The organism is Pseudomonas sp. CBS (genome assembly GCF_024734645.1).
Lineage (GTDB): Bacteria > Pseudomonadota > Gammaproteobacteria > Pseudomonadales > Pseudomonadaceae > Aquipseudomonas.
Genome location: NZ_CP102929.1, coordinates 5,686,108 through 5,706,754 on the forward strand (window position 1 = coordinate 5,686,108; position 20,647 = coordinate 5,706,754).

Sequence of the window (20,647 nt, forward strand, 5' to 3'; positions counted from 1 at the left end):
AGATTATTTGCCCGCCTTCATTGATGTGTAGATGCCTGTGCTGCGATAGGATCTACCCGACACCGCCACTTTCCCAGCCTGAGCCCTCATGCCCGCCATTGACCATCCCCAGATAGACCGCTTCCTCGATGCCCTATGGCTGGAAAAAGGCCTGTCAGACAACACCCGCCAGGCTTACCGCAGTGACCTGGCGTTGTTCAATGGCTGGCTGCAGGAGAAAAACCTCGAACTGCTTAACGCCGGTCGCGAGCTGATCCTTGACCATTTGTCCTGGCGCCTCGAGCAAAACTACAAACCTCGTTCTACCGCGCGTTTTCTTTCCGGCGTACGTGGCTTTTATCGCTACCTGCTGCGGGAAAAGCTGATCGCTGTCGACCCAACCCTGCAAATCGACATGCCACAGTTGGGCCGGCCACTGCCCAAATCCCTGTCGGAAGCCGACGTCGAAGCCCTGCTCGCAGCCCCCGACCTGAGCGAAGCCATCGGCCAGCGTGACCGCGCGATGCTGGAAGTGCTGTATGCCTGCGGCTTGCGCGTCACCGAGCTGATCAGCCTGACCCTGGAACAGGTCAATCTGCGCCAGGGCGTATTGCGCGTGATGGGCAAGGGCAGCAAGGAGCGCCTGGTGCCCATGGGCGAAGAGGCGATTGTGTGGGTCGAGCGCTACATGCGCGATGCCCGCAGCGAGTTGCTCAACGGTCGGCCCAGCGATGTGCTGTTCCCCAGCCTGCGCGGTGAGCAGATGACCCGCCAGACCTTCTGGCATCGCATCAAGCACCAGGCCAAGGTCGCGGGGATCGGCAAGTCGCTGTCGCCCCACACCCTGCGTCACGCCTTCGCCACGCATTTGCTCAACCACGGCGCGGATTTGCGCGTGGTTCAAATGCTCCTGGGCCACAGCGACTTATCCACCACCCAGATCTACACCCACGTGGCCCGGGCGCGTTTGCAGGAGATGCACGCCAAGCACCATCCCCGTGGATGAAAAACCCTTCGGAAAAAGCCCAATTTCCCCGCGACTGGCTGCCCTGCGGCCCAACTGTGGTAGGCTTTGCCGGTTCGCAAAGGGGACGGCCCAAACCCGTGTTTGAAGATCGGTGTTCCTGCTCCCGTCCCTGCATCTGCCTTCAGGAGTTCCCATGCGCTTGACCCAGATTTTCGCCATCGCAGCCATTGCGTTGGTCTCCACCTTTGCCGTCGCCGATGACGCCGCAGAAAAGACAATCCGCAAGAGCCTGGAAGCCCTCCAGCTCGATACCCCGATTGAAAGCATCAGCGCCAGCCCGATGGCCGGTCTGTATGAAGTCAAGCTCAAGGGCAGCCGCGTGCTGTACGCCAGCGCCGATGGCCAGTACATCGTCCAGGGCTACCTGTTCCAGTTGAAAGACGGCAAGCCGGTGAACCTCACCGAGAAAGCCGAGCGCCTGGGCGTGTCCAAGCTGATCAACGGCATTCCGGTGGCTGAAACCGTGGTTTACCCGGCCATTGGCGAAACCAAGACTCACATCACCGTCTTCACCGACACCACTTGCCCGTACTGCCACAAGCTGCACGCCGAAGTGCCTGAGCTGAACAAGCTTGGCGTTGAAGTGCGCTACGTGGCGTTCCCGCGCCAGGGCCTGGGTTCGCCGGGTGACGAGCAGTTGCAAGCCGTCTGGTGTTCGGCCGACAAGAAAGCCGCCATGGACAAGATGGTCGATGGCAAGGAAATCAAGGCCGCCAAGTGCGCCAACCCGGTTTCCAAGCAGTTCGCCCTCGGCCAGTCGATTGGTGTGAGCGGCACGCCGGCCATCGTTTTGGCTGACGGTCAGGTGATTCCGGGCTACCAGCCGGCGCCGCAAGTTGCCAAACTGGCACTCAACGCAAAGTAAGCAAAATCGTCGAGCCTTGACGATCATGACTCGCCGACAGTTCGGCGGGTCATTAATAGAGAGCCGCAGTTGTGCGGCTGTTTTCACGGCCGACCTTGAGTCGGCCGTTTCATGGGGAGTTCTTCAGTGAAACCGGTCAAAGTAGGCATCTGTGGGTTAGGGACCGTCGGTGGCGGCACCTTCAACGTACTTCAGCGTAACGCTGAAGAAATTTCCCGCCGTGCAGGGCGTGAGATTGAAGTGGCGCAAATTGCCACGCGTACGCCAAAGCCTCAGTTCCAAACGACCGGTATTGCGATTACCAACGATGTCTTCGAAGTCGCCACCAACCCTGAAATCGATATCGTCATCGAGTTGGTGGGCGGCTACACCGTGGCCCGCGAACTGGTGCTCAAGGCCATCGAAAACGGCAAGCATGTGGTTACTGCCAACAAGGCGCTGATCGCCGTGCACGGTAACGAAATCTTCGCCAAGGCCCGCGAGAAGGGCGTGATCGTGGCGTTCGAAGCCGCAGTGGCCGGTGGTATCCCGGTGATCAAGGCGATCCGTGAAGGCCTGTCCGCCAACCGCATCAACTGGGTGGCCGGCATCATCAACGGCACCGGTAACTTCATCCTCACCGAAATGCGCGAGAAAGGCCGCACCTTCGAAGACGTGCTGGCCGAAGCCCAGGCCCTGGGTTACGCCGAAGCCGATCCGACCTTCGACGTCGAAGGCATCGACGCTGCCCACAAGCTGACGATCCTGGCGTCCATCGCCTTTGGTATCCCGCTGCAGTTCGACAAGGCCTACACCGAAGGCATCACCAAGCTGACCACCGCCGACGTGAACTACGCCGAAGCCCTGGGCTACCGCATCAAGCACCTCGGTGTGGCGCGCAGCACCCCGGCCGGTATCGAGCTGCGTGTGCACCCGACGCTGATCCCGGCCGACCGCCTGATCGCCAACGTCAATGGCGTGATGAACGCCGTGATGGTCAACGGTGATGCTGCCGGTTCGACCTTGTTCTACGGTGCCGGTGCCGGCATGGAGCCGACCGCTTCGTCGGTGATCGCCGACCTGGTGGACGTGGTTCGCGCCATGACCAGCGACCCGGAAAACCGCGTACCGCACCTGGCCTTCCAGCCGGACTCGCTGTCGGCCCATCCGATCCTGCCGATCGAGGCCTGCGAAAGTGCCTACTACCTGCGCATTCAGGCCAAGGATCACCCGGGCGTGCTCGCTCAGGTGGCCAGCATCCTGTCGGAGCGTGGCATCAATATTGAATCGATCATGCAGAAGGAAGTCGAAGAACAAGACGGCTTGGTGCCCATGATCCTGCTGACCCACCGTGTGCTGGAACAGCACATCAACGATGCCATCGCCGCGCTCGAAGCGTTGCAGGGCGTAGTTGGGCCGGTGGTGCGGATTCGCGTCGAACACCTGAACTAATCGTTTTGCGGCAAGGGCCCCACACGTTCGGCGGCCCTTGTTCAAGCATGCTCTAGAGGAGCCAGTCATGCGTTATATCAGCACCCGCGGCCAGGCACCGGCCCTGAATTTCGAAGACGTTTTGCTGGCCGGTCTGGCCACTGACGGCGGCCTGTATGTGCCGGAAAACCTGCCACGCTTCACCCACGAAGAAATCGCTTCCTGGGCCGGCCTGCCGTACCACGAGCTGGCGTTCCGGGTCATGCGCCCGTTCGTCACCGGCAGCATCCCCGATGCGGATTTCAAGAAGATCCTGGAAGAAACCTATGGCGTGTTTTCCCACAGCGCCATCGCCCCGTTGCGTCAACTGAACGGCAACGAATGGGTCCTGGAGCTGTTCCACGGCCCGACCCTGGCGTTCAAGGATTTCGCCCTGCAACTGCTGGGTCGCCTGTTGGACTACGTGTTGGAAAAACGCGGCGAGCGCGTGGTGATCATCGGCGCCACTTCCGGTGATACCGGCTCGGCGGCGATCGAAGGTTGCAAGCACTGCGAAAACGTCGACATCTTCATCCTGCACCCGCACAACCGCGTGTCGGAAGTGCAGCGTCGGCAGATGACCACGATCTTCGGCGAGAACATTCACAACATCGCCATCGAAGGCAACTTCGATGACTGCCAGGAAATGGTCAAGGCCAGCTTCGCCGACCAGAGCTTCCTCAAGGGCACGCGCCTGGTGGCGGTGAACTCGATCAACTGGGCGCGGATCATGGCCCAGATCGTCTACTACTTCCATGCGTCCCTGCAGTTGGGCGGCCCGGCGCGTTCGGTGTCGTTCTCGGTGCCAACCGGCAACTTCGGCGACATCTTCGCCGGTTACCTGGCGCGCAACATGGGCCTGCCGATCAACCAGTTGATCGTCGCCACCAACCGCAACGACATCCTGCACCGCTTCATGAGTGGCAACCAGTACGTCAAGGAAACCCTGCACGCCACGCTGTCGCCGTCGATGGACATCATGGTCTCGTCGAACTTCGAACGCCTGCTGTTCGACATGCACGGTCGCAACGGCGCGGCCCTGGCTGGCCTGATGGACAGCTTCAAGCAGGGTGGCGGCTTCAGCGTCGAGCAAGAGCGCTGGACCGAAACCCGCAAGCTGTTCGACTCCCTGGCCGTGGACGATGCACAAACCTGCGAGACCATTGCCGAAGTCTACGCCCAGACCGGCGAGCTGCTGGACCCGCACACCGCCATTGGCGTCAAGGCCGCGCGGGAATGCCGTCGCAGCCTGGACATCCCGATGGTGATTCTCGGCACCGCGCACCCGGTCAAATTCCCGGAAGCGGTAGAGAAGGCCGGTGTTGGCAAAGCGCTGGAATTGCCGCCGCACCTTACCGACCTGTTTGAGCGCGAGGAGCGTTGCACGGTGTTGGCCAATGACCTGAAAGCGGTGCAGGCGTTTGTCAGCCAGCATGGCAATCGCGGCAAGCCACTCTGAGCCAACGGCTTTACGTGGTGGCTCAAGCCCGTCCTCGTGACGGGCTTTTTCATTCTGGCGAGCCATACTTGCGCGGCGACCAACAAGAATAATCAAGGAAACCCAACCGGTGTATTTATCGACCCGCGCGTGTGTGTGGCTGACAGGTGTGCTGTTGCTTGTGCAGGGTTCGGCAAGCCTTGCGGCTGTCAGCCTGCCGTTCAAGCTGGTACCGGCGTTCATTGCCCTGGAGCCCATGCCCCTGACGGCCAGCGAGCAGCAATGGCTGGCGGCGCATCGGCCGTTGAGGGTGGGCATCTCGATTGATGACTATCAGCCGATTGATATCACCCGCGACCGCAATCGCTACCAGGGCATCAGCGCCGATTACCTGAGCCTGATCGGCGCGCGCCTGAATGCACCGATGCAAGTGCTGGGCTTCGCCGAACGGGCGCAGGCGGTGGAAGCTTTGCGTAACGGCACCATCGATATTCTCACCAGCGCCAACGGTTATGAGCGTGACGTACCGGGGCTGCGCTTTACCGACGATTACATGCCGGACCGTTCGGTGGTGGTTGTGCGCCGGGACGACACCACCCAGAACGAAGACCTCAATGACAAGAAGCTGGTGTTGCTGGACGGCTACGCCAACGTCAAGAACGTCCATCAAGCGTATCCCGGCAGCCACATCATGCTGGCGCCGAACCTCTACAGTGGCCTCGAAGCGCTGAAGCAAGGCGATGCCGATGCGTTTATCGGCAACGAAGTGATTGTGCGCGCCTACAAGTCTTTGCGGCCCTACCTGGGCTTGCAGATCAAGGTGGAAAGCCGCCTGGCGCCCATTGGTTTTGCCTTTGCCACACGGGAGGCCGACCCGTTGCTGGGAGCGATGATGGACCAGGCGCTGGCAAGTATCGATGACTCAGTGCGCCGGGAAATCCTCGCACGCTGGACCACCGGCCTGGGCGTCGGCATGGCCGCCGAGCGCATCGCCTTGTCGGCCCGGGAGCGGGCCTGGGTGCTCCAGCATCCCCATGTGGTGGTGGCGTCCCAGCAACTCTCGCCTTACGTATTCAAGGACAAGGACGGTCAATGGGTGGGGCTGAATGTGGACTTGCTCAACCGCATTTCACGCATGACTGGCCTGCAGTTCGTCATGGAGGATGTGACTTCCACGGCGCAAACCCTGGCGTTGCTGGAAACGGGCAGGGCGGACATGAACACCACCCTGGCCGAGAATCAGGAGCGCAAGGCATTCCTCAATTTCAGCCATGGTTTCGGGGGCTCAGGCTGGGTGTTTATCCAGCGCGCGGATGCGCCGCCAGTGGCCAGTTTGAGCGAGCTGTCAGGCAAGGTCCTGGCGCTGCCGGCGCGCCATGTCCTGGAGGGGTACATTCGTCGCGAGCACCCCGGGATCAAGCTGCACTCGGTGGATAACTACGCACAGGCCCGTGAGCTGGTAACGCAGGGCCGCGCGGCGGCGACTATCCAGAGTGAAGTGGAAGTGCAGAGTTACCCGGCCGATGAATTGCGCATCGGTCGCAGTGTCGAGGGCAAGTGGTCGGCCAATAGTCTCTCGGTGCGCAAGGATCAACCCGAGCTGCTGAGTATTTTGAACAAGGCCTTGGAGGCACTGCCGGTAGCGGAGTTGAGTGCCCTGCGTTTGCGTTGGCTGGGTACCGTGCCGGTCCCGGTGCCCGCCTGGCAACGGGTGCCACCGTGGGCGTATTGGACGGTCGCCATGGCGTTGCTGTTTGTGCTGGTGTCCCTGGTCTGGAACAGCCGGCTCAAGCGCCAGATTCGCCAACGCCTTCAAGCCGAGCAGCGGCTCAACGACCAGTTGGCATTCAAGCGCGCGTTGCTGGATGGCATGCCCAACCCGGTATTTGTGCGTGATCTGGAAGGACGCCTGGTGACCTGCAACACCCGCTATGAGCAACAGTTGAACACCCGGCGTGAGCAGATCCAGGGCCTGACGCTGATGGAAAGCGGATTGATGCCTGACGCAACGGCCGCGCGCCTGCACGCCGGCCATATGGAGCAGTTGGCGACCCAGCAGTCGCTGTTCGTCGACCGGCAACTGGAGTTCAACGGCGGGGCGTTTCATGTCTATCAGTGGACGGTGCCGTTCTTTGACGCCAAGGGCCAATTGCAAGGGTTGCTCGGTGGCTGGATCGACATCAACGAGCGCAAGATCCTGGAGCACCAACTGATGGATGCGCGCCAGGCTGCTGACGAAGCGAACTACGCGAAAAGTGCCTTTCTCTCGACCCTGAGCCATGAGATTCGTACACCGATGACTGCCATTATCGGTCTGCTTGAATTGGAGCAGGAGCGTGCCCTGGCCGAAGGCAAACCGGTGTCTGAAGCGCTGCGGGTAGCCCATCGCTCGGCGCGGGAATTGATTGCCTTGATGGGGGACAGCCTGGACCTGGCGAAGATTGAAGCCGGTCATCTGCAACTGGCGCCGCAGACCACTGACTTGAAAGCATTCTTTGAGGGCATACAGCGGCTGTTTGAAGCCATGGCGCAGAAAAAGGGCCTGCACTTGACTCTTTCCTTCGATCCCGCAGCGCAAGGGTACTACTGGTTCGACCCGCTGCGCCTGCGCCAGGTGATCCATAACCTGTTGGGCAATGCGATTAAATTCACCCAGCACGGCGAGGTTCGGGTCAGTGTCGCGCGCAAGCTCGACCAGGCGGGAGCTGAATACTTGCACATCTGCGTGGAGGACAGCGGCCTGGGTATCAGCATCGAGCAGCAGGCGCGGGTGTTCAAGCCGTTTATCCAGGTCAGCGCGCTGACGGCTGCGGAGCACGGTGGTACGGGGCTGGGCTTGAGCATCTGCCAGCAACTGGTGGAGTTGATGGGCGGCAGCATCACCTTGAGCAGTGTTGTGGGGCAGGGCACGGTGGTGTGCATCGAGCTGTACCTGGACCGGGTCAGCAGCGACGACGTGCCGGCGGCACCTGCGGTGTCGCCGCCCGTCGCCGGCCGCAGCCTGTCGGTGCTGGTGGTGGATGACCTGCCGGCCAACCGTCTGGTACTGGTTCAGCAGTTACAGTTCCTTGGCCATCAGGTGGTGGCCGTCGACTCCGCCGAGGCTGCCTTGCAGCATTGGCGCAACGAGGTGTTTGATCTGTTGGTCACCGACTGCAACATGCCGGGCATGTCCGGCTATGCCTTGAGCGAGGCCATCCGCCGGCTTGAAGCCCAGGAGCAACGGCCACGCCTGGCGCTGGTGGGGTGCACGGCGAATGCCCAGGATGACGAACAACAGCGCTGCCGGGAGGCGGGAATGGATGAACTGCTGGTCAAGCCCGTGACCCTTGAACACTGGACGCGCGTGCTCGCCCAGGTGGCGCCTTCGCGTTCTTTCAGTATCGAGACCCTGCGCACCATGACCCAGGCCGACGGACCGGTTTTGCAGCAGATGTTGCAGGAGCTGGCGAGGAGTCTTGAGCAGGAACAAAGCGTGATGACCGCCGCCATGGCGGACCACGATCAGGCCCGGCTGGTCGCCTCGTTGCACCGTCTGAAGGGCATATGCTGCCTGGTGGACGCGTTGTCGCTGGCCAAGGCCTGCGTGGCGCTGGAAGGTTGTATTCGGGAGCAGCGCCACGCTGAGTTTGAAAGGCATTGGTTAGCGCTGCGCGAAGCATTGATCGAGTTCCGGTGCGAGCTTGATGCCTGTCTGGATCAGTCCGAATAAGACATGTCCTATGGGGAAGGTGCGGGGTTTTGACTAGTCTGTGCACCCTCGCTTCTCCCCGGTAAAGTTTTCATGCGTTCCCTCAAAGTCCTGATCCTCGAAGATAACCCGTTCCAACTGATGGCCCTGCATCAGATGCTCAATGCCAACGGCGTATTCAATGTACGCACTGCCGAAACGGTTGACGCCGCTCGGCAGTCACTGGAGAGCAAGGGCGCGGTAGACATTGCGATTTGCGATCTGTACCTGGAGCAGGGCGATGGCCTGGAGCTGATCCGTGAACTGGCTGAACGTCGCCAGGCTCAGGTGTTGATCTTGTTGAGCAACGCCGAGCCCGAGGTGTTGGAGGGCGTGGCGAACATGGCGCGGCAGTTGGGGCTCAACGTGCTCGGCTGCTTGCCCAAGCCCGCATCGGCAAAGTTGATCGGGCAAGTCCTGACGGCGTGCCAGGAACGCCTGCGGCCCGGGCCGGCGGCGATGTCCTGGGAGCAGGTGCGCCAGTTGCTGGGTTTGAGCGACATCGAGGTGTTGCCACCTTCAGCCGATCTGAGCCAGGCGGTTATCGCACGCTGTGGCACGGTCTGGTATCAGCCTATCGTCAGCCAGGCCGGTGCGTTGCAAGGTGTTGAAGCGCTGGCGCGTTGGCAGCTGCCTGAAGGTGAGCTGTTGCTGCCTGACGAGTTTCTACCGGTGCTGGAGTTTGCCGGAATGGAAGAGGCGTTTACCTGGCACGTGTTGGAGCAAGCGCTGGGCCTGTCGGCACACGTCATGCGCGAGACCGGCCAAGCGCTGCCGGTGGCGGTGAATATCCCGGGGCGAATGCTGGAGCGCGCGCACTTTCCCCAGGTGCTGCAAGGCTTGCTGCAACTTCACGGCGTGCCCGCTCATGGCCTGACCCTGGAACTGGTTGAAACCTCGCGCTTGAACACCGACAGCGCCCACGTCACCGGCTTGCTGCGTTTGCGGATGATGGGGTGCAAGCTGTCCATTGGTGATTTCGGCGTGGGCGGCACCAGCCTGCAGCGCTTGCTGGAATTGCCCTTCAGCGAATTGAAGATCCCGCCGGCGTTTGCCAGCGGCATGGCCAGGGACGATCGCAAGGCAGCAGTGGTTGCCGGTGCCATGAGCATGGCGGGGCGACTGGGTGTGGGGGTGGTGGTGACCGGGGTTGAAAGTGCCGCCGATTATCACGCGGTGAGTGAGCTGGGGGCTGCGTGGTTGCAAGGCTGTTTTATCGCCCGGCCCATGGATGTCGAGGCGCTGAAACAGTGGATCGCGTTTCAGGCTAGGCCAGCCCGTGTTCCTGCACATAGATAAACAGCGCGGCGTCGTTGCTCAGGCCCAGCTTGCGCATGGCGCTGACTTTTTGCGCGCTGACGGTCTGCTTGCTGCGATGAAGATTCGCGGCGATCTCGCCTACCGTCAAGCCGCCGGCCAGCAGGCGGATGACTTCCAGTTCACGGGGTGACAGTTGATCCTGGGAGTGCACGCGCTCGACGCCTGCCAGGTTCAGTGACTGACTGATGGTCTGGGCCACATAACGTCGCTGCTGGCGCACCTGGCGGATCGCCTCAGGCAATTCGTCTGCGAGACTGGCCTTGCTCAGCAGGCCCAGGACGCCCAGCTCCAGGATGGCGTGGAACAGGCCAGCGTTGTTCAGCATGGTCACCACCACGATGGGCAGGGCCGGGTGATGCCGGCGCAGTTGCTCGATCAGGCGCAAGCCATCGGCCTGGGGCTCGGCGGGCATCATGAAGTCGGTGACCAGTACGTCGCAGGTGCAGTGTTGCAGTAGCTCGGCAAGGGCTTGGGGGGAATTGGCTTCACCGACGATGGTCAGCCGTTCGTCACGTTCCAGGACCGCCCGCAGACCGATGAGGAAAATCGGATGGTCGTCGGCGAGGACGATGCGCAATGGCTTGTCAGACGCTTCTTTCAATACAGGCTCCCGGGGTAATTTGGGGATTCTAGCCTGTTAACGCAGGAGAGGCTCTGAAGGTGCGGTTTTAGAAAGGGGTAAAAAAACGCCGCGTTCCCGTCCTTGGGTCAGCGGCGTTTTTCGTTTCTGGCAGGCCCGGTCGGGGCGATCGTTTATGCGAGTAATTTGTGCGCCAGGGCCATTATGGTGCCGATAGCCGTAAACATGCCCAGGACGATGCCCATGGGGTACCAGAAATTCTCACGGGTTATCTTGTGAGCTTCGGCGTTGAGTTTGCGCTGCTCTGCATAGATGCGTGATATATCTGCGTGAATCTTTTCCAGTGCAGCCTGCTCTTGGTTGTGTTCCAGCATCGCCTTTATCCTCCGAATCAGGGGCCTTTTGATATGCGCTTTGGTCTGCATGGCAGCATGATCAGCACTCACCGAGTATAGGATTCACCCTCGGTATCAGCGCCAAAACGGCAACTCATTGAGTAAGCAGTTATGTACTGCCGTTTTTTGGTTGTCATGTTGCAAGCGCATGCTGGACACGTCATCCCCCGCCAACCCTTGAAAGACGAAAAAGCGAACTTTCCTACGACACAAATAGTCACTTAGGATAGATGCAGCTCCCGTTTACACGATTGTTCCCGAACTATTGAGTGGTGATCGAGATGGAAAGTATCAGCCTATTGCTCGGTGAAGCACTGAGCCCTTATCAGGTCACGCTGACCACCTCGGGTGTGCAGGGCGAATGCCTGGTAACCGTAAAGAATCCGGCCGGTGCCATCGTGGTCGAACGTGAAGTCGACCAGGCGCAATTGACCGACAAGCGTGCGTTGGTGGATGTGGTGGACTGTTTGCACCGCGACCTGATGATTGCCGAAGGACGCCTGGAACCCTCGGTCATGGCGGCTCTGCGCAACGCGGCCCTGACTCGGCCGAACGCCTGCGCATGAAGATTTATTTTTGTTGGGAACCTTCCTACGGTAAGGCGAGTCAGACTTTGTAACAGCGAGACCAAGCATTGTGCTCCGGTGCTTGTGGCTCATTGTTACTGGTCTTTGTAGGCCCTTATTAACCCCGAGTTGTCTCCCCACTGCTCGGGGTTTCTTTTTGCCCGCGATTTGTCAGGGCCTCGGGGCATCCTGGAAAAACGTCGGGTTGTCTTGCAGGTATTGCTCACGCATGACCGGGTCGAGCCAAGAGGCGTAGGACTGCCGCAGTTGCTCCTGCGGGATCTCGCGCAGTACCTGATTGATGCGCTCGATAGCCTCGCGCCCTGCTGCTGTATCCGTGCAGCCGATATGGGTCAGTTGATAGGGCGGGGTGCCCTTGATGGGATAAAAGATCAGCTCCTGGGGATCGATGCCCTGTTGCAGCGCCTGATAGCGAACTTCTGCCCAGTAACCCAACACCGCCTCCAGCCGCTCCTTTCGCTGCATTTGCAGCAGACTGCCGAGGGCGTCATTGCCGTAGTGCGGTGCCAGCTTGTGATCACTGGCGTGCTTGAGCGCTTCATCGATAAGGGCGCCGTAACTGCGTTCGGCGATGATGCCAAGGCGCGCATCCCGGGCATTTAAAAACGCCTCCAGGTCAAACAGTCCATCCACCACAAATGGCGCCAGCGCTGCCCGCTGACTTTGGCGGATGGTCACCCCATTGCTCACCGTCGCAAAGGCCTGGGCGGAAAATACAACGGTTTTTGCGCGTTCTGCTGTCCGCAGCAGCGACGGGTCACACGTCAGCGTGTCTGGGTCGCGGAGCATTTGCATGCCACGGGCGCGGTTTACGTGGAGCGTCCTGTGTCGATACTCCGGCATATGCTCGGCGAGCATCGGCAGCAATTGGTCGAGGGCACCCTGGCCCTTTTGCGGGCCGTCGAAAATGGTCACGGGCGGCAGGTCACGCAGCAGCCAGGTCAAGGTCTCCTGAGCCTGGCTCGACAGCGGCCAAGCCCCGAGCAGTGAACCCAGGAGGCATAGACGAATGATGAAGCGCGGCGCCATCAGATCGCGCCATTCTCACGCAGGCGGGTAATGGCGGCTGCGTCGTAGCCCAACTCATTGAGCACCATTGCGTTGTGTTCACCCAACTGTGGTCCGACCCACTCACAACTGCCCGGTGTGTCCGACAGTTTGGGCACGATGCCGGGCATCTTGAAGTCCTTGCCGCCAGGGAGTTGGGCCTTGAGGAACATCTCGCGGGCGAGAAACTGCGGGTCTCCCAGCATGTCTTCGGCGCTGTAGATTCGGCTGGCGGGGACTTCGGCCTTGTTCAGCTGTTCCACCACTTGCTCCAGCGGCAGTGAGTTGACCCAGCGATCAATCACGCCGTACAGCTCATCGCGCCGACTGTCGCGGCCATCGTTGCTGGCCAGGGCGGGGTCATTGGCCAGGTCGTCCCGACCAATGGCCGACATGAACCGCTTGAAGATCGCATCGCCATTGGCGCCGATCTGCACATGCTTGCCATCCTGGCTGGTGTGGATCGAGGACGGCGTGATGCCGGGCATGATGTTGCCGGTGCGCTCGCGGATAAAGCCAAATACGTCGAACTCCGGGATCATGCTTTCCATCATCGCGAAGATCGCTTCATACAGCGCCACATCCACGACCTGGCCGAGCCCACCGTTCACTTCACGATGACGCAGGGCCATCAATGCCCCAATCACCGCCCACAAGGCCGCTATCGAGTCACCGATGGAAATTCCGGTGCGCACCGGCGGGCGGTCCTCGAAACCGGTGATGTAGCGCAGACCGCCCATCGACTCGCCCACCGCGCCAAACCCTGGCTGGTCCTTCATCGGCCCGGTCTGGCCAAAGCCCGAGAGGCGCACCATCACCAGTTTCGGGTTCAGGGCGTGCAGGGTTTCCCAGCTCAGGCCGAGCTTTTCCAGCACGCCAGGGCGAAAGTTCTCGATCAAAATGTCGGCGTCCGCCAACAGTTGCTTGAGGATCGCCAGGCCGTCCGGGTGTTTCAGGTTCAGGGTCAGGGATTTCTTGTTGCGCGCCTGCACAAACCACCACAGCGACGTACCTTCATACAGCTTGCGCCACTTGCGCAGCGGGTCGCCGCCATCCGGGGATTCGACCTTGATCACCTCGGCGCCGAACTCGGCACAGATGCGGGACGCGAACGGGCCGGCGATCAAGGTGCCAAGTTCGATGACTTTCAGGCCGGCAAGTGGTTTGGCGGTAAACGACATGAGGAACCTTTCGGGCAGGGCTGGGATGTGAGCCTTTTAACATAGGCGAGTCGCGCAGTGATAAGGATGATGCAGCGCAGGATTCGTTGAATCAGCTCACCATCGGTTAGACTTGCCGCCTTTCCCTGTCTCTAGAAGTCCGTTCATGGCCCAGCCGTCCACGACCTACAAGTTTGAACTCAACCTCACCGACCTTGATCGTTCGGTGTACGAGAGCGTCAAGCAGACCATCGCCCGCCACCCTTCGGAAACCGAAGAGCGCATGACCGTGCGTTTGCTGGCCTACGCCCTTTTCTACAACGAACAGTTGTCTTTTGGTCGTGGCCTGTCAGATGTAGACGAGCCAGCGTTGTGGGAAAAAAGTCTGGATGATCGCGTCCTGCACTGGATCGAAGTCGGCCAGCCGGATGCGGACCGTCTGACCTGGTGTTCCCGTCGTACCGAACGCACCACCTTGCTGGCCTATGGCAGCTTGCGCGTCTGGGAAGGCAAAGTGGTGCCGGTGGCGAAAACCCTGAAAAACGTGAGCATCGCCGCCGTACCCCAGGAAATCCTGGAAGTGCTGGCCAAGGACATGCCCCGGGTGATCAAGTGGGACGTGATGATCAGCGAAGGCACGATCTTCGTGACCGATGATCGTGGCCAGCACGAAGTCCAGCTGGAATGGCTGGCTGGCGAGCGCGGCTGAAACGTCGACAGGTCGAATGTGGGAGCTGTCGAGCTTCAGCGAGGCTGCGCTGCAGGCGCTGCGGTCTGACAGGTACACCGAGGTGATCCTGTCGCAGCCTCGCTGGGGCTCGACAGCTCCTACAAGGGATCACCGCTAATTTTCAACATTAAAGAGAAGCTTCCGTCACCCCATGCGTATTGATCCTCGCCCGTTGCCTGCCGTCCTGCCATTCCTCGGTGAATTGCCACCGTTGTTGACCCGTCTCTACGCCGCACGCGGGGTGCAATCGGAAGCCGAGCTGGATAAAAGCCTGGCGCGGCTGATTCCGTATCAGCAGCTCAAGGGCATCGATGCCGCCGTGGACCTGCTGGTGACGGCCCTGGAACAGCGCCAGCGGATCCTGATCGTGGGTGACTTCGACGCCGACGGCGCCACCGCCAGCACCGTGGGCACCCTGGGCCTGCGCTTGTTGGGTGCCGCCCATGTCGATTACCTGGTGCCCAACCGCTTTGAGTACGGCTACGGCCTGACCCCGGAAATCGTCGCCGTGGCCTTGCAGCGCGAGCCACAGCTGCTGATCACCGTGGACAACGGCATCTCCAGCGTCGAAGGCGTGGCGGCGGCGAAAGCGGCGGGGCTCAAGGTGTTGGTTACCGACCACCACTTGCCGGGCGACGAACTGCCGGCGGCGGATGCGATCGTCAACCCGAACCAGCCGGGCTGTGAATTCCCCAGCAAGGCCCTGGCCGGTGTAGGCGTGATCTTCTACGTGCTGATGGCCCTGCGCGCGCGTTTGCGCAGCCTTGGCTGGTACGAGAACAAGACGCAGCCGAACATCGGTGAACTGCTGGACCTGGTGGCCCTGGGCAGCGTGGCCGACGTGGTCCCGCTGGACGCCAACAATCGCATCCTGGTCTATCAAGGCCTGGAACGCATTCGTGCCGGTCGCGCTCGCCCGGGGATCAAGGCGATCCTCGAAGTGGCCAAGCGCGATCACGCCCGCATCACCTCCACCGACCTCGGGTTTATCCTCGGCCCGCGCCTGAACGCCGCCGGTCGCCTGGATGACATGAGCCTGGGCATCGAATGCCTGCTCACCTCGGATTTCGCCGCTGCCCGGGAAATGGCCGCGCAGCTGGACGGCATGAACCAGGACCGCAAATCCATCGAGCAAGGCATGCAGCGTGAGGCCCTGGCCCAGCTCAAGGACTTGCCGGTGGAATCGATGCCGTATGGCTTGTGCCTGTTCGACCCGGAATGGCACCAAGGCGTGATCGGCATCCTCGCCTCGCGGATGAAAGAGCGCTACTTCCGCCCGACCATCGCCTTTGCCGATGCCGGGGATGGCCTGCTCAAGGGCTCCGGGCGTTCCGTGCCGGGCTTTCATATCCGTGACGCGCTGGCCGTGGTGGCCAGCCAGCACCCAACGCTGATCGCCAAGTACGGCGGCCACGCCATGGCGGCGGGGCTGACCTTGCCCGAGGCCAACTTCCCACTGTTCGCCGAAGCCTTTGACGCCGAAGTGCGCCGCCAACTGCGTGAAGAAGACCTGACGGGCCGATTGCTGTCCGACGGCACCCTGGCGGTTGAAGAGTTTCACCTGGAACTGGCCCGCGCCCTGCGCAATGCCGGGCCTTGGGGCCAGCATTTCCCCGAGCCGTTGTTTCACGGGGTGTTCCAGTTGGTGGAGCAGCGTGTCGTTGGCGAGCGGCACCTGAAAGTGGTGCTCAAGAGCGAATGCGGTTCGGTGAAACTCGATGGCATCGCCTTCGGCATCGACCGCGAGATCTGGCCCAACCCGACCATTCGCTGGGTGGAACTGGCCTACAAGCTCGACGTGAACGAGTTCCGAGGCCAGGAAACCGTGCAACTGATGATCGCGCATATCGAGCCACGCTGAACCCTGTGCAATCCTCTGTTGTCGACTAGTCTCTAAGCACTGTGTGATCGGTCTTGTGACCTTGTCTTAATTTCAGCCCGCCGGGGACGGGTTTTTCGTCGACCTTTCAAACAGAACCCTGGAGCCTGCCCACTGCATAAAAGAGGTGCCCCATGAGTCTGCTGCTTGAACCCTATACCCTGCGCCAACTGACCCTGCTCAACCGCATCGCCGTGTCACCGATGTGCCAGTATTCCAGTGTCGATGGCCTGGCCAATGACTGGCACCTGGTGCACCTCGGCAGCCGTGCCGTCGGTGGCGCCGGGCTGATCTTTACCGAGGCCACCGCCGTGACCGCCGATGGCCGCATCACCGCCCAGGACCTGGGCCTGTGGAACGACGAACAGATCGAACCCCTGCAACGCATCACACGCTTCATCAACGCCCAGGGCGCGGTGGCTGGCATTCAACTGGCCCACGCCGGGCGCAAGGCCAGCACGCACCGGCCATGGATCGGCAAGCACGGCAGCGTCAAACCGGAAGACGGCGGTTGGGTGCCGGTGGGCCCATCACCGATTGCCTTCGATCCGCAGCACACTTCACCCAAGCAACTGGACGAAGGGCAGATCCAACAAGTGATCGCTGACTTTGTCGCTGCCGCCAAGCGTGCGTTGACCGCCGGTTTCAAAGTGGCGGAAATCCACGCAGCCCATGGCTACCTGCTGCATCAGTTCCTTTCGCCCCTGAGCAATCAACGTCAGGACCAGTACGGCGGCTCGTTCGAAAACCGCATCCGCCTGGTGCTGCAAGTGACCACGGCGGTGCGTGAAGCCTGGCCGCAAGAGCTGCCGCTGTTTGTGCGGGTCTCGGCCACCGATTGGGTCGAAGACGGCTGGAACCCGGATGAAACCGTCGAACTGGCGCGCCGTCTGAAAGACCTGGGCGTCGACCTGATTGACGTCTCCTCCGGCGGTACCGCGGCCAATGCGGAAATTCCTACCGGCCCCGGTTACCAGACCCGCTTCGCCGAACGTGTGCGTAAAGAGTCGGGGATTGCCACCGGCACCGTGGGCATGATTACCGAGCCCGCCCAGGCCGAACACATCCTGCGTACGTGCCAGGCCGATATCATCTTCCTCGCCCGCGAGCTGTTGCGTGACCCGTACTGGCCACTGCATGCCGACGATGACCTGGGTGGGCGCAAGGCGACTTGGCCGGCGCAGTATCAGCGGGCCACCCATCGCGACCAGCCGATTCATGAGTCGGATTTGCGGGATTGATCTGCACAGCAATCCTGGTAAACATAAAAGCCCGCCCTTGAACCGGCGGGTTTTTTATTGGCTTCAACACCGGAGGAACCCATGTTGCACCTGATCTGCGGCAAAATCGCATCCGGCAAATCGACCCTGACCCAGCAGTTGTCACAGGCTCCCCAGACGGTATTGATCAGCGAAGATGAGTGGCTGGCATGCCTTTATCCCGGACAGATCCAGGCGCTGGGCGACTACGTGCGCTGCACCGGCCACCTGCGCGATGCGTTGACAGCCCATATCATCTCTCTGCTCAAGGCTGGCATCTCGGTGGTGCTGGATTTTCCCGCCAACACCCTGGCCAGCCGTCGCTGGATGCGGTCTTTGTTCGAGGGCGCGGGCGCCGATCACCAATTGCATTACCTGGACGTGCCGGACGAGGTCTGCAAGGCGCGCCTGCGTGCACGTAATGCTGCCGGTACCCACGCGTTTGAAACCAGTGACGCCCAGTTCGACCTGATCACCGGCTATTTCGAAGCGCCAACGCCTGGGGAAGCCTTCAACCTTGTTCACCATCACTCCTCGGACGCACAGCATGTTGATCAAGCGTGACCTGGCCGAAAAAGACCTGCCGTTGCTGGCACTGATTGACCGTACCGAACGGGTCGATGAGTGCTATCGCGTGGAACACGGTGAGTTGCGGCTATATTCCGAGCACCACGACATGCACGGCTGGCCTGAAGGCGAAGCCGAGCAGGATGCCGTGGCCCTGCACGCGTGCCTGAAGCGCGGCGGCTGGCTGCATGGGGTGTTCGACGGCCAAACGTTGCTGGCTGCCGTGGTGGTGGACAACCGGGTTATCCACAACCAGGGCCTGCACATGCGCCAGCTCAAGTTTTTGCATGTGAGCCATGGTGCCCGTGGTCTGGGCCTGGGTGGCCAGCTGTTTGCCCTGGCCTGTGAGCACGCCCGCACGGCGGGGGCCGAGGCGCTCTACGTATCGGCCACCGAGTCGCGTAACACAGTGGAGTTCTATCTCCGGCACGGTTGCCACCTGCTCAAGCTGCCGGACCCCGAGCTGTATCAACAGGAACCGGACGACATCCACCTCTACCGGCCACTTGTGGGATAACGCTGTAGGTGACTGCCCTATAAGCATTTTTTTAAGTGATTGCTCTAAAAAAGTCCCACGTCCGGCAAGATAGTTTCTACGCTTACAGTAAGTCTGGTTTCTGGCCCAGGAAGTCGGCTTGATGAGCCTCGCGGGTCGAACTGCGGGATGAGGTTATGGGCAACCAGGAGCAGTTGATTGATACGAGGAGACAGTCCATGGCCAAGTCTTATGGTGTTGCGGGTGTTGTGTCGTCCTTTCTGGCCCGACGGATGTCGTTGCGTAGCCGGCGGTTGAGTTCGGACGAGGCGGAATTGCTGGAACAGTACCGCGCCCTGACCGAGAGTGATCAGGTGGCGATGCGGTACTTGATCGGGGCGATGAAGAGTATTTCGCGGTTTTGAAAGCGCCGAAGGGATGTTCCCACGCAAGCGTGGGAACATTCGGTATCAGGTGTACTTGCGCTTGTCTGGCGCGGGTGGGAAGTACTGGTACAGCCAGGTTTCGCTCAAGGTACGGTCCTGGGTGCGGATGAACAGCCGCAGTTCAACCGGCTCGACACTGTCGCTGGTCGGGTACCAATCAAACAGGATTCGATAACCCTTGATGGCATCCAGCACCAACACGCTGAAGTCTTTGACCTCGCCATGGGAGCACGTCACCACCGGCTCGATCCCGGTGCCTTCTGGCAGACGATCCAGCCCGCCGCCGTTGAAGTCCACCGCAAAGCGCCGCGCCCATACTTCAGGGTAATGCTCGCCCGGTGCCCAACCTTCGGTGAAGCCGCCCATGCCCGAACGGGTGGCATTGACCTTCGCCAGTGGTGTGCTGACCGGCGGCAGGGCGCTCCAGTACAGCTTGTAGCCGTAGTTCAGGGATTCACCGGCTGCCACGGGTTTCTTCGGGGTCCAGAAGGCCACGATGTTGTCCAGGGTCTCGCCGGTTGTAGGAATTTCCAGCAGGTCGATAGAGCCTTCGCCCCACGAGGTTGTAGGTTCTACCCACAGGCTTGGGCGCTTGCTGTACCAGTCCACGGTGTCCTGGTAGCTGGCGAACTCATGGTCGGTCTGCACCAGGCCGAAGCCTTTCGGGTCTTTGTCGGCAAACGCGTTGAATTGCAGGGTGGCCGGGTTGTTCAGCGGGCGGCAGATCCACTCGCCATTGCCGCGCCACATGGCCAGGCGATCCGAGTCGTGGATTTGCGGGTGGATGGTGTCGCACATCCGCCGCTCAACCGTGCCGCAGCTGAACATGCTGGTCATCGGCGCGATGCCCAGTTGTTCGATGGCGGTGCGCGCGTTGATGTGGGCGTCGATGCCCATCACCACTTGGTTGGCCTGGCAGTCGATATCGAAGCGGTAGGCACCGGTGGCGCTTGGCGAATCCAGCAGGGCGTAGACCACGAAGCGAGTGCTGTCCTTGTCCGGGGTTTCGAACCAGAACTTGGTGAAGTCCGGGAATTCCTCGCGCTTCTTCGCGTAAGTATCGATGGCCAGGCCGCGTGCGGAAAGGCCGTACTGGCCGGTGGAATCCACCGCGCGGAAGTAGCTGGCGCCGAGGAAGGACAGCACGTCATGGCGGTCCAGTTCCGGGGCCTTGAACAGCTTGAAGCCGGAGAAACCCAGGTCGCCGGTCAACTGCTTGGTGTCTACCGTGGTTTTTTCATAGTTGAACAGCGAAGGGCGGAAGTGCACCTCGCGGGCCTGACGGGTTTTCGGGTCGACGCTGTACATGCGCACCGGCGTCTTGAAGCCCATGCCGACGTGGAAGAACTGCACGTCCAGCTGGCCGTTCAATTCTTTCCACAGCGAATGCTTGCCGTCGTAGCCGATGGCATTGAAATTCTGCGGGGTCATGGTCGCCAGGGTCGGCGGCAATACCTGTTTGGTGTCCTGGTAGCGATTGCCGGCCAGTTGCTTGGCCTGAATCTTCAGCGCCTCGAAATCGAAGGCCTCAGCCTCGCCATCAGCGGCGCGATTGCCCGCCCAGGCTTGGGCGGCCAGCAGGCCACTGGCCGACAGACCGGTGTAAGCCGCAATGGCCATGGACGCTTTGAGCAAATTCCTGCGGTGCATAAATACAACCTGTCGTGAACAATCCCGCGCCGTTCCTGGCACGTGCTGGATCAAGGAAAACGGT

18 protein-coding genes are annotated in these 20,647 nt (G+C 61.1%); 13 read left to right on the top strand and 5 right to left on the bottom strand.

Features of this window, described 5'->3' with window-relative positions:
• The first annotated feature begins 88 nt into the window (after positions 1 to 88).
• The 6 genes from xerD (at position 89) to NVB75_RS25920 (ending at position 9,787) form a co-directional block, all read left to right on the top strand.
• Complete coding sequence (gene xerD, locus NVB75_RS25895) at positions 89 to 985, top strand: site-specific tyrosine recombinase XerD (protein WP_218263901.1); 897 nt, start codon at positions 89 to 91, stop codon at positions 983 to 985.
• Positions 986 to 1,139: 154 nt separating this feature from the next.
• Complete coding sequence (dsbC, locus tag NVB75_RS25900) at positions 1,140 to 1,871, top strand: bifunctional protein-disulfide isomerase/oxidoreductase DsbC (RefSeq protein WP_063032964.1); 732 nt, start codon at positions 1,140 to 1,142, stop codon at positions 1,869 to 1,871.
• 126 nt (positions 1,872 to 1,997) lie between these two features.
• The gene (locus NVB75_RS25905) at positions 1,998 to 3,302 is read left to right on the top strand and encodes a homoserine dehydrogenase (RefSeq protein WP_017478702.1); all 1,305 of its coding nucleotides are present in this window, start codon (positions 1,998 to 2,000) and stop codon (positions 3,300 to 3,302) included.
• 67 nt (positions 3,303 to 3,369) lie between these two features.
• Complete coding sequence (gene thrC / locus NVB75_RS25910; protein ID WP_258343930.1) at positions 3,370 to 4,779, top strand: threonine synthase; 1,410 nt, start codon at positions 3,370 to 3,372, stop codon at positions 4,777 to 4,779.
• A 109-nt stretch (positions 4,780 to 4,888) separates the two neighbouring features.
• The gene (locus NVB75_RS25915; RefSeq protein ID WP_258343931.1) at positions 4,889 to 8,470 is read left to right on the top strand and encodes a transporter substrate-binding domain-containing protein; all 3,582 of its coding nucleotides are present in this window, start codon (positions 4,889 to 4,891) and stop codon (positions 8,468 to 8,470) included.
• A 72-nt stretch (positions 8,471 to 8,542) separates the two neighbouring features.
• Positions 8,543 to 9,787, top strand: a complete 1,245-nt coding sequence (locus NVB75_RS25920; protein ID WP_258343932.1) for an EAL domain-containing protein — start codon at positions 8,543 to 8,545, stop codon at positions 9,785 to 9,787.
• On the opposite strand, the gene NVB75_RS25925 is transcribed toward NVB75_RS25920, so the two are convergent.
• Together NVB75_RS25925 and NVB75_RS25930 are read right to left on the bottom strand one after the other, a co-directional pair.
• Complete coding sequence (locus tag NVB75_RS25925) at positions 9,756 to 10,409, bottom strand: response regulator transcription factor (protein ID WP_258343934.1); 654 nt, start codon at positions 10,407 to 10,409, stop codon at positions 9,756 to 9,758. The two genes, NVB75_RS25920 and NVB75_RS25925, sit on opposite strands and share 32 nt — an antisense overlap.
• Positions 10,410 to 10,561: 152 nt before the next feature.
• Positions 10,562 to 10,762 (bottom strand): hypothetical protein, encoded by a 201-nt coding sequence (locus NVB75_RS25930; RefSeq protein WP_177046462.1) that lies wholly within the window; start codon positions 10,760 to 10,762, stop codon positions 10,562 to 10,564.
• 302 nt (positions 10,763 to 11,064) lie between these two features.
• On the opposite strand from NVB75_RS25930, the gene NVB75_RS25935 reads away from it, so the two are divergent.
• Positions 11,065 to 11,349, top strand: coding sequence for a DUF3509 domain-containing protein (locus NVB75_RS25935; protein ID WP_017478706.1), 285 nt, complete (start codon positions 11,065 to 11,067; stop codon positions 11,347 to 11,349).
• A 171-nt stretch (positions 11,350 to 11,520) separates the two neighbouring features.
• Here the strand turns inward: NVB75_RS25935 and NVB75_RS25940 are convergent, their stop codons facing one another.
• Positions 11,521 to 12,399, bottom strand: a complete 879-nt coding sequence (locus NVB75_RS25940; protein ID WP_258343937.1) for a TIGR02285 family protein — start codon at positions 12,397 to 12,399, stop codon at positions 11,521 to 11,523.
• Entirely contained in the window at positions 12,399 to 13,598 is a 1,200-nt protein-coding gene (locus tag NVB75_RS25945; protein WP_219273919.1) for a CaiB/BaiF CoA-transferase family protein, read from the bottom strand. The genes NVB75_RS25940 and NVB75_RS25945 overlap by 1 nt, the downstream gene beginning before the upstream one ends.
• Before the next feature lie 145 nt (positions 13,599 to 13,743).
• Between NVB75_RS25945 and NVB75_RS25950 the strand changes: the two genes are divergently transcribed.
• The 6 genes from NVB75_RS25950 to NVB75_RS25975 all read left to right on the top strand — a co-directional run bounded on the left by NVB75_RS25950 (position 13,744) and on the right by NVB75_RS25975 (position 18,912).
• Complete coding sequence (locus NVB75_RS25950; protein WP_258343938.1) at positions 13,744 to 14,286, top strand: YaeQ family protein; 543 nt, start codon at positions 13,744 to 13,746, stop codon at positions 14,284 to 14,286.
• Between the two features lie 172 nt (positions 14,287 to 14,458).
• The gene (recJ, locus tag NVB75_RS25955) at positions 14,459 to 16,168 is read left to right on the top strand and encodes a single-stranded-DNA-specific exonuclease RecJ (RefSeq protein ID WP_258343940.1); all 1,710 of its coding nucleotides are present in this window, start codon (positions 14,459 to 14,461) and stop codon (positions 16,166 to 16,168) included.
• Positions 16,169 to 16,320: 152 nt separating this feature from the next.
• The gene (locus NVB75_RS25960) at positions 16,321 to 17,427 is read left to right on the top strand and encodes an NADH:flavin oxidoreductase/NADH oxidase (protein ID WP_003209564.1); all 1,107 of its coding nucleotides are present in this window, start codon (positions 16,321 to 16,323) and stop codon (positions 17,425 to 17,427) included.
• An 81-nt stretch (positions 17,428 to 17,508) separates the two neighbouring features.
• Positions 17,509 to 18,009 carry an ATP-binding protein gene (locus tag NVB75_RS25965; RefSeq protein ID WP_258343942.1) on the top strand — a complete coding sequence of 167 codons (501 nt, stop codon included), beginning with the start codon at positions 17,509 to 17,511 and terminating at the stop codon, positions 18,007 to 18,009.
• Positions 17,993 to 18,529 carry a GNAT family N-acetyltransferase gene (locus NVB75_RS25970; RefSeq protein ID WP_258343943.1) on the top strand — a complete coding sequence of 179 codons (537 nt, stop codon included), beginning with the start codon at positions 17,993 to 17,995 and terminating at the stop codon, positions 18,527 to 18,529. Before NVB75_RS25965 ends, NVB75_RS25970 begins: the two co-directional genes overlap by 17 nt.
• A 197-nt stretch (positions 18,530 to 18,726) precedes the next feature.
• A complete protein-coding gene (locus NVB75_RS25975; protein ID WP_258343944.1) occupies positions 18,727 to 18,912 on the top strand; it encodes a hypothetical protein in 186 nt (61 codons plus the stop codon).
• Between the two features lie 45 nt (positions 18,913 to 18,957).
• On the opposite strand, the gene NVB75_RS25980 is transcribed toward NVB75_RS25975, so the two are convergent.
• Positions 18,958 to 20,583 (bottom strand): glucan biosynthesis protein D, encoded by a 1,626-nt coding sequence (locus NVB75_RS25980; protein ID WP_258343945.1) that lies wholly within the window; start codon positions 20,581 to 20,583, stop codon positions 18,958 to 18,960.
• Between the last annotated feature and the right edge of the window lie 64 nt (positions 20,584 to 20,647).